Raw genomic sequence first — 9,072 nt, 5'->3', positions numbered from 1 at the left:
ACGGGGTAGAAACCTGATCTAAAGGGAGGAAGCGAATAAAGAAAAAGGACGTGGGGTACACGTCCTGGGAGAGGGTAGTTTAATTGTTCCAGCTAACACAACCAACCTCAGTTAGTTAAGGAAGGAGATGAAATATTTAGTCTTATCAGATTGGCACACTATCAATTTTCAGACGGCCCTTTGTTATAATTCTCTCTTTACCTGAACATAAAACAGGCCGTCTTATGGAAGTCATCCAATATCCCAATTCTCCGTTTAAACTCCATCAGCCGTTTCCTCCTGCCGGTGACCAGCCCACTGCCATTGCTGGCTTGCTCGAAGGGCTTTCAGACGGCCTAGCCTATCAAACCTTGCTTGGTGTAACCGGTTCGGGCAAAACCTACACCATGGCGAACGTCATCGCCCAAAGCGGCCGTCCCGCCATCATCATGGCGCACAACAAAACCCTTGCCGCCCAACTCTACGCCGAAATGCGCGAGTTTTTCCCCGAAAACGCGGTGGAATATTTCGTCTCCTACTACGACTATTACCAACCCGAAGCCTATGTACCCAGCCGTGACTTATTCATCGAAAAAGACAGCGCGATCAACGAGCACATCGAGCAGATGCGCCTTTCTGCCACCAAAAACCTGATGACGCGCGACGACGTGATTATCGTCGCCACCGTGTCCGCCATTTACGGTATCGGAGACCCGACCGAGTATCAACAAATGGTGTTGTCCGTCAAAGAAGGCGACACTATCGAGCAACGCGACATCATCGCAACGCTCGTTTCCATGCAGTACGAACGCGGCGATTTGGATTTTAAACGCGGCAGCTTCCGCGTGCGCGGCGACGTGATTGACGTATACCCCGCCGAAAGCTCCGAAAATGCCTTGCGCATTAGCCTATTTGACGACGAAATCGATCGCCTCGATATGTTCGACCCGCTTTCAGGCAGCCTTATTCAACGCGTCGGCCGCTACACAGTCTTCCCGTCCAGCCATTACGTTACCCCACGCGACACCGTATTGCGCGCCTGCGAATCCATCAAAGAAGAACTGCGCGAGCGCATCGAATTTTTCGCCCGCGAACAACGCCCCGTCGAACAACAACGCATCGAACAACGCACCCGCTTCGACCTCGAAATGCTCTACGAAATGGGCTTCTGCAAAGGCATTGAAAACTACTCCCGCCACTTCTCCGGCAAAAAAGAAGGCGAACCGCCCCCCACGCTGATGGACTACCTACCTGACAACGCCATCATGTTTATCGACGAAAGCCACGTTACCGTTACCCAAATCGGCGGCATGTACAAAGGCGACGCATCGCGCAAACAAAACCTCGTGGACTACGGCTTCCGCCTGCCTTCCGCCCGCGACAACCGTCCGCTCAAATTCCACGAATTTGAAAAAGTTATGCCGCAAACCGTCTTCGTTTCCGCCACCCCCGCCAAATACGAAGAAGAACACGCCGGACAAGTGGTCGAACAAGTCGTCCGCCCCACAGGGCTGGTTGACCCCCAAATCATCATCCGCCCCGTCGCCACCCAAGTCGACGATTTAATGAGCGAAATCAACGACCGCATCGAAAAAGGCGAACGCGTACTCGTTACCACCCTCACCAAACGCATGGCAGAGCAACTCACTGACTATTACAGCGAACTCGGCATCAAAGTGCGCTACCTGCACAGCGACATCGACACCGTAGAGCGTGTTGAAATCATTAGAGATTTACGCCTCGGACTGTTTGACGTACTCGTCGGCATCAACCTCTTGCGCGAAGGCCTCGACATTCCCGAAGTCTCCCTCGTCGCCATCCTCGACGCCGACAAAGAAGGCTTCCTGCGCTCCCACCGCAGCCTGATTCAAACCATAGGCCGCGCCGCGCGCAACGTGAACGGCGTCGCCATCTTGTACGCCGACAAAATCACCGACTCCATGAAAGCCGCTATCGACGAGACCGAACGTCGCCGCGAAAAACAAATTAAATTCAATGAAGAACACGGCATCGTACCGCAACAGATTAAAAAACAGGTCAAAGACATCATCGACGGCGTGTACCACGAAGAAGACAGCGGCAAAGGCCGTCTGAAAGGTAAAAACAAGGTCAAAGTCGGAGAGATTCACAACGAAGAAGATGCGATTAAAGAAATCGCCAAACTGGAAAAAGCCATGCAGCAGGCGGCTAGGGATTTGCAGTTTGAAGAAGCGGCTGTGTTGCGGGATAGGATTCGGGGGATTAAGGAAGGGTTGTTGTTTGGGGCGGAGTGATTTTTACCCAAGTTTATAATTTTAACTCAGGATGCAAAATGGATAAAATTAAATCAGTTAGTGATTTTTTATGTAAATTAAATACCATTAATCAAGAGGAAAATTCTCTTAGATATTTTCGTGGTCATCCAAATGAAAGCTACGAACTTACGCCGAGTATTTATCGCAATATAGGTTTAATCGAAAATGAGCATAACATTATTCGTGATGCATTAACTTACTGTCCAAATGATTTTGGTCTAACAGATACAAATTTTGAGAAATTAGTTAAATTACAGCATTATGGCTATCCTACGAGACTGCTTGATTTAACTAGTAATGCTTTAGTAGCATTATATTTTTCAGTAGAAATCAAAGAAAATCAACAATATACTAATAATGAGGAAAATGAAAAAGATGGTGAAGTAATTATTTTTGATATTCCGAAAGAAGAGGTGAAATATGAGGATAGCGACAAAGTATCAATCTTATCTGCATTGGCATTTCATGATAGTAATTTTGAAAAGTTTAATAATATGATAGACCGAACTGAGGAATATATGAAAGCATATATAGATATTGCATTAAATAATATTTCACTAGGAGAAGATTGGCAAGGAATGAGGGAAAATCTTGAACTTTTAAGAAATTTTGCCATCTCTGCGGTTACACATGATGCTAAAATATTTAAAGAATTCATCGAAAAACACTTGGCACCAATGGAGGCAAAAAGATTGTTTAATGATTTTAATGAGATTCGTAGGTTATTGCATATTATTAGAGCAGATAAATCTTATTTTTTGCCAATTATTAATTATGAAGATCTTAAAAAAGTAATAGCAGTTAGAGCTAAACTAAATAATCCAAGGATAGAGCGCCAGCACGGAAGCTTTCTAATATTTGGTATTGGATCAAAGAAAACAGAACAAGCAGAATTGCCAGATACATGGTGGATATCAAAAAAGGATGATGAAAATAGATTAATTATTGACGCAGAATCAAAGGGAGAAATACTATCCGAGTTGAGTTATTTGGGTGTGTCTAAACAATCATTATTTCCTGAATTGGAGGCTCAGGCGGATCATATAAAAAGGAGATATCAAACCAACAAGCAATCGTAGCAAGCCATAGATCGTATCTCCACCTACCGCGTGCGTGGCTACACCTCCCTACCTACGGGCGACACAAACTTTAAAACCGAAGTGTAGGGTGTGTGCGGTACGCATGCACGCATTTTTTGGTGTTCAAACCATTGTTTCAAACTTTCAGACGACCTCAAACATCATCTGAAAACCTTTTGCAATAAGGCCGTCTGAAATCCAGTTTTCAGACGGCCTTATTTTTTCTTAATTCAAAGTGTTAGCAGTCAAACTCGGCGATTACCGGCGCATGGTCGCTGGGGCGTTCTTGGGCGCGGGTTTCTAGGTCGACGGTGACGTCGGTAAGGGTGGCGGCAAGTTCGGGGCTGGTGAGGATGTGGTCGATGCGCAGGCCGAGTTTGCGTTGGAACATGGCGCCGCGGTAGTCGAACCATGTGTAGAACGTGCCTTCGGGGTGGATTTTGCGTAGGCTGTCGGTCAGACCGAGGTCGAGCAGGTTTTTAAACCATCGTCTTTCGATGGAGGAGCAATGGATTTTTTCATGCCATTTTTCGGGGTCGTAGCAGTCGGCATCGGCCGGGGCGATGTTGAAGTCGCCGAGCAGTACGAGTTTGGGGTGGGCGGCCATTTCGGCGCGGACGAACTCGGTCAGTGCGGCAAACCATTGTTCTTTGTATTGGAATTTGGGGCTGTCCAGGGCTTCGCCGTTGACGCAATAGACGTTGATGACGCGTACGCCGTTGATGGTGGCGGCGATGACGCGGCGTTGCGGGTCGTCGGGGAGGGCGGGCAGGCCGCAATGTACGTCTTGCGGTTCGTTGCGGCTGATGATGGCGACGCCGTTGTAGGTTTTTTGGCCGCTCCAGACGCAGTGCCAGCCCATCATTTGTAGGGCGGCGGCCGGGAATTTGTCTTGGTCGAGTTTGAGTTCTTGTAAGGCGAGTATGTCGGCTTGGTGGTCGGCCAGCCAGTTTTGTACTTGGGGCAGGCGGACGTTGAGGGAATTGACGTTCCAAGTGGCGATTTTCATGATGTTTCCGTGTGTGCTGTTGGGTGGGAAGGCGGCCGATGGCGCCTGTGGGCATGGGCGGTATTGTATAGCGGATTGGTTTATTTTTCGATATGGGCTGAAAGGGGCAGGCCGTCTGAAAGCTGATGTTTCAGACGGCCTTGTTGTTGTGATGTGGAATAATTTGTTTATTCGGCTTGGTCTTTGAGTGTGCGCAGGGTATTGAGGATGGTGGCGGCTTCTTCGGAGATAAGGCGGTATTCGATGATGCGGTGGTAGCGCGTGAAATCGATGATGCCTTCGGTGCGCAGGCGTGCGAGGTGGTTGGCGATGTCGGTTGGGGAGGAGTCGAGTGCCTGTGCCAGTTCGGTAATGCTGCGGTCGCCGTCAAGCAGTAGAAAAAGAATGGCCATGCGTTCGGGGTTGGCAATCAGTTTGAGAATGGTAGAGAGACGCTTGATTTCCATATTATTGTTCCTTTTGTCTGTTATATGAATGCTTGATTTGGGTTAAATTTTGATGATTGTAGTTTTTATTAAGATTAACCTTATAATTCAAATTCTTACCTTGCAGTGTACACGGTTTTGTAAAATTTGAGGGCATTGTTTTGCAATTTTTTGTTCATTTTCGATATTTTGCTTCGGTTGCGAAAATGGATTGGAAAGAGACGAAAAGGCCGTCTGAAATGTTCCGTTGCAGATGATTTTGCTGACGGATGTTTCAGACGGCCTTTGATTTGGCTTTAAGTTGTTTTTTCTTTTATGTTTGTTTGGAATCAGTCGATTGATTGTTTTTAAACAAACAACTAGGTTTTATGATTCTATGCTTAAGACTACACGCTAAGGGCTTGTCAGACGCTTGGACGTGTTGTCGAAATGCGACTACTTTTTCTTCCAGCCTGCGGTCATGGCGAAGGTGATGGGGTCGTAGTATTTTGGCAGCTTGGACGGAATGCCGACATCGTTACGGTACACGACGCGGTAGCGGTCGGCGAACCAGTTTGGAACGATGGTGTATTGGTGGCGGATCAGTCGGTCGAGCGCGCGCGAGGTGGTTTGGAGCTCTTGGCGGTTGGTAAAGCTGTTGAAATGGGTCAGCAGTTTTTCAACCGCGGGATGACAGACGCCGGATAGATTGCGGCTGCCTTCGGTTTTGGCGGCGGCGCAGCTGAAGTAGTCGTATTGCTCGTTGCCGGGGCTTTCGCTGTTGCCGTAGTAGCCGGTGGTCACGTCAAAATCGAAGTCGTTCATGCGTTTTTGGTACACGGCGGAGTCGGCGGTGCGCACGTTCATGGTAATGCCGATTTTGGCGAGGTCGCTCTGCCATTTGGAGGTAATGCGTTCGTAGTTTTTGCTTGGTGCGAGGAATTCAAAGGTCAGCGGTTTGCCTTGTTTGTCGACTGCTTTGCCGTTTTTGTATTGATAGCCGCCTTTTTCAAGCAGGGCGCGTGCTTTGAGCAGGTTCGGGCGCACGCCCAGTTTGGGGTCGGTAACCGGCGGCATAGGGACGTCTTGATCCAATACGCCGTCGGGCAGCTTGGTGCCCAATGATTTGAGCAATGCGGTTTCCGCGCTGTCAGGTTTGCCGGTTGCAGCCATGGTGCTGTTGGTAAAGAAGCTGTCGGTGCGGCGGTATGCGCCGTAGAAGATGCGGCGGTTGACGCTTTCGTAGTCGAAGCTTTCAATCAAGGCGCGGCGGACGTAAATATTGTCCAAGGGCTTGTGGCGCATATTGATGACGAAGCCTTGCATGCCGGCTGTGCTGTTTTGTATCCATTCGTGTTTGGACAGATTGCGTTTTTTGAGGACTTCGTCGGAGTAGGCGCGTGCCCAGTTGCGGGCGACGTTTTCTTGTACGAAGTCATATTGGCCGCCTTTCAGTCCTTCGATGCGGACAACTTCGTCTTTGACGTATTTGATGCGGATGTGGTCGTAGTTGTAGCGACCTTTGCGTACGGGCAGATTTTGCGCCCAGTAGTTTTTGTCGCGGACAAACTCGCTGATGCGGCCGTTTTCAGCTTTGGCAAAACGGTAGGGGCCGGAGCCGATCGGCAGGCTGTTGGGTGCGGCGGCTAGGCCTTTGGGATAGCTTTTATGCGAGAAGACGGGCAGGCTGCCGAGAATCATGTGCAATTCTGAGTTGCGCTGCTTAAAGCGGAACACGACGGTGCGGTCGTTGGGCGTTTCCACTTTGGCCACGTCGCTCCAGTAGAAGTGGTACATGGGGGCGGCAGCTTTGTCTTTGGTCAGGATGTTAAATGAAGCGGCAACGTCTTTGGCCAAAACGGGGTCGCCGTTGTGGAATTTGGCTTTAGGGTTGATTTTGAAGGTAACGGAAAGGCCATCCGGCGCCAGGGCGATGTCTTCGGCAATCAGGCCGTAAACGGCGTAAGGTTCGTCCATGCTTTGCTCGGTCAGGGTGTCGAGCGTCAGCATGCTGATGCCGTATTCGTGGTTGCCTTTGAGGGTAAAGGGATTGAGCGTGTCAAAAGCACCGAGGAAAGGCGTGGTAAACGAGCCGCCTTTGGGAGCGTTGGGATTGACGTATTCGAAAGCGGTGAAGTTGGCCGGATATTTCGGTGGTTGGCCAAGGCCTACGCCGTGGGCGGCAAAGGCGGCAGATGGAATCAAACCAAGCAGAGAGAGTAGGGCTGGTGTTTTCATCTATTTTTCCTTGTAGGTCGAATGTAGTATTCAGTAGTGTGCCGATTATAGCAAAGGCCGTCTGAAACTTGATATTTTTGGTTTCAGACGGCGTCAGGTTTAAGAGGATTGTTTTTTCGTATGGGCGCCGAACTCGGCAAGCGTCATGTTCAAGGTTTCCAAGCAGGGCTGCATGATGTGGTCAACCGTTTGATTGACCTTGTCTTTGTTGAGCGTTTGCGGACGGTAGACAAAGAGTTTGAACAGCTCCGCCAAGTCGATGGACTCCGCCCCCATTTTCAAGACCCAGCCCTGGCGGCCGGAATAGACATAACCGTGTTGCGCCAGTTTTTCTAAAAGCTCGCCCAATTCGTCAAAGCCCATATTAATATGCCGTCTGAACTCCTGCACTGGCAACGCCTTGCCGTTTTGTTGGGCAGAATCGAGCAGCAGCAGGATTTTCAATACATCGTCAAAGCGGCCGCGCGCATCCAGACTGCGGCGGAACGCTTCGCCACGCCAGTAGGACAGGGACGAGGTCAAAACCGCGCCGCCTAATACCAGCGTCCATAACAGGTTGAGCCACAACAGGAAAAACGGTACCGCGGCAAATGCGCCGTAAATTGATTTGTAGCCGTCAAAGTTACCCATGTACCAAGCGAACAAAAAGCGTGCCGTTTCCAAGCAAAACGCCGTTACAGCCGCGCCGACCAAGGCATGGCTGGCAGGCACAAAACGGTTGGGCACAAAGCGGTATAAGCCCCACAGCAGTACCGTAATAAATGAAACCGCAGTGATAACCCTCAGCCATTCCGAGCCGCCCACCACTTGCACCTGACCGATTACGACCGACAGGCCCACACCCAAAGACAAAGGCCCAAACGTCAGCAACGCCCAATACACCAAAAACTGCATCATCCAAGGCCGTTGCGAATTGACGCGCCAAATCCGGTTGAACGCATTGTCTATCGTCCGAATCAGCATCAGCGAGGTTACGACCAACATCACACTACCGATGGCCGTCAGCTTGGTGGCCTTATCGCGGAACGCATTGATGTAGTCAAACACCATATCCGCGCCCTGCGGCACAATGGTGCGGTTGATAAAAGAGACAAATTCCCCCGACCATTGGTCGAAAACGGGGAAGGCCGACGCGATGACGACCATCACCGTTAACACGGGCACCAAAGCCAAAAGCGTCGTAAACGTCATGCTTGCCGCCACCTGCGGCACACGCTCATCATCAAAACGGCGCACGACAAACCAAGCAAATGCCACGCCCTTACTTTTCAAAAAATCTTGCCACCATTGCGAAAACGGCATAACCTTTTCCCACTTTTGAATAGAAATTTTTCTTTTCAGACGGCCTGAGTATTTAAAAGACCATCTGAAACCTGACAGCATTGTAACGGAAACCCCAAATGAACCCAAATCCCCTGAAAATCCTCGTCCTCTTTTATTCCCAAAACGGCAGCACGCGCAACCTTGCCCGCCAAATCGCACGCGGTATCGAAAGCGTGGACGGTTGCGAAGCCGTGTTGCGTACCGTGCCCAAAGTTTCCACCGTTTGCGAAGCCGTTGAAAAAGCCGTTCCCGACGAAGGCGCGCCCTATGCGACTGCCGACGACCTCAAAAATTGCGCCGGCCTCGCGCTCGGCAGCCCGACACGTTTCGGCAATATGGCCGCAGCGATGAAATACTTTATCGACGGCACCATTCCCCTTTGGCTCGGCGCAGAACTCGTCGGCAAACCTGCCACCGTATTCACCAGCACATCTTCGCTGCACGGCGGCCAAGAAAGCACCCTGCTGACCATGATGCTGCCCCTGTTGCACCACGGCATGGTCATCAGCGGCATTCCCTATACCGAGTCCGCACTCAGCAATACCCAAAGCGGCGGCACGCCTTACGGCGCAAGCCATGTTTCCGGCCACGACAGCAAGCCGGCATTGACCGCCGAAGAAAACGACATTGCCTTCGCACAAGGTAAACGTTTGGCAGAATTGGCACGAAAATTGGCAGACTGATTTTTGTGATAAAAAGATTGAGGCCGTCTGAAAACCTGATGATTCAGTTTTCAGACGGCCTTT

Annotated in this window: 7 protein-coding genes; 3 read left to right on the top strand and 4 right to left on the bottom strand. The window is 50.1% G+C overall.

What is annotated here, in order from left to right:
- Positions 1-224 precede the first annotated feature (224 nt).
- Positions 225-2,252, top strand: a complete 2,028-nt coding sequence (gene uvrB / locus HMPREF2871_RS09255) for an excinuclease ABC subunit UvrB (RefSeq protein ID WP_049336895.1) — start codon at positions 225-227, stop codon at positions 2,250-2,252.
- Positions 2,253-2,290: 38 nt separating this feature from the next.
- Positions 2,291-3,352: an FRG domain-containing protein gene (locus HMPREF2871_RS09250; RefSeq protein WP_049344358.1), complete on the top strand. Its 1,062-nt coding sequence runs from the start codon at positions 2,291-2,293 to the stop codon at positions 3,350-3,352.
- Positions 3,353-3,590: 238 nt separating this feature from the next.
- Here the strand turns inward: HMPREF2871_RS09250 and xth are convergent, their stop codons facing one another.
- The 4 genes from xth to HMPREF2871_RS09225 form a co-directional block, all read right to left on the bottom strand.
- A complete protein-coding gene (xth, locus tag HMPREF2871_RS09245; RefSeq protein WP_049336897.1) occupies positions 3,591-4,361 on the bottom strand; it encodes an exodeoxyribonuclease III in 771 nt (256 codons plus the stop codon).
- A gap of 167 nt (positions 4,362-4,528) precedes the next feature.
- Positions 4,529-4,807, bottom strand: a complete 279-nt coding sequence (locus HMPREF2871_RS09235; protein WP_049344356.1) for an ArsR/SmtB family transcription factor — start codon at positions 4,805-4,807, stop codon at positions 4,529-4,531.
- A 414-nt stretch (positions 4,808-5,221) separates the two neighbouring features.
- The gene (locus tag HMPREF2871_RS09230) at positions 5,222-7,003 is read right to left on the bottom strand and encodes an extracellular solute-binding protein (RefSeq protein WP_049344354.1); all 1,782 of its coding nucleotides are present in this window, start codon (positions 7,001-7,003) and stop codon (positions 5,222-5,224) included.
- Positions 7,004-7,102: 99 nt separating this feature from the next.
- Entirely contained in the window at positions 7,103-8,305 is a 1,203-nt protein-coding gene (locus tag HMPREF2871_RS09225) for a YihY family inner membrane protein (protein ID WP_049344353.1), read from the bottom strand.
- Positions 8,306-8,403: 98 nt separating this feature from the next.
- Here HMPREF2871_RS09225 and wrbA point away from each other — a divergent pair, with 98 nt between their 5' ends.
- Complete coding sequence (wrbA, locus tag HMPREF2871_RS09220) at positions 8,404-9,009, top strand: NAD(P)H:quinone oxidoreductase (protein ID WP_049336901.1); 606 nt, start codon at positions 8,404-8,406, stop codon at positions 9,007-9,009.
- Positions 9,010-9,072: the final 63 nt, after the last annotated feature.

This window comes from Neisseria sp. HMSC067G12 (assembly GCF_001812725.1).
GTDB lineage: Bacteria > Pseudomonadota > Gammaproteobacteria > Burkholderiales > Neisseriaceae > Neisseria > Neisseria perflava.
The sequence above is the reverse complement of the archived record's forward strand: the minus strand, read 5'-3'. Positions and strand labels throughout refer to the sequence as shown.

Excerpts from the sequence above, each read along its gene's own strand:
- uvrB (WP_049336895.1), top strand. The coding sequence starts at position 225 with ATGGAAGTCATCCAATATCCCAATTCTCCGTTTAAACTCCATCAGCCG.
- xth (WP_049336897.1), bottom strand. The coding sequence starts at position 4,361 with ATGAAAATCGCCACTTGGAACGTCAATTCCCTCAACGTCCGCCTGCCC.
- wrbA (WP_049336901.1), top strand. The coding sequence starts at position 8,404 with ATGAACCCAAATCCCCTGAAAATCCTCGTCCTCTTTTATTCCCAAAAC.
- HMPREF2871_RS09225 (WP_049344353.1), bottom strand. The coding sequence starts at position 8,305 with ATGCCGTTTTCGCAATGGTGGCAAGATTTTTTGAAAAGTAAGGGCGTG.
- HMPREF2871_RS09250 (WP_049344358.1), top strand. The coding sequence starts at position 2,291 with ATGGATAAAATTAAATCAGTTAGTGATTTTTTATGTAAATTAAATACC.
- HMPREF2871_RS09230 (WP_049344354.1), bottom strand. The coding sequence starts at position 7,003 with ATGAAAACACCAGCCCTACTCTCTCTGCTTGGTTTGATTCCATCTGCC.
- HMPREF2871_RS09235 (WP_049344356.1), bottom strand. The coding sequence starts at position 4,807 with ATGGAAATCAAGCGTCTCTCTACCATTCTCAAACTGATTGCCAACCCC.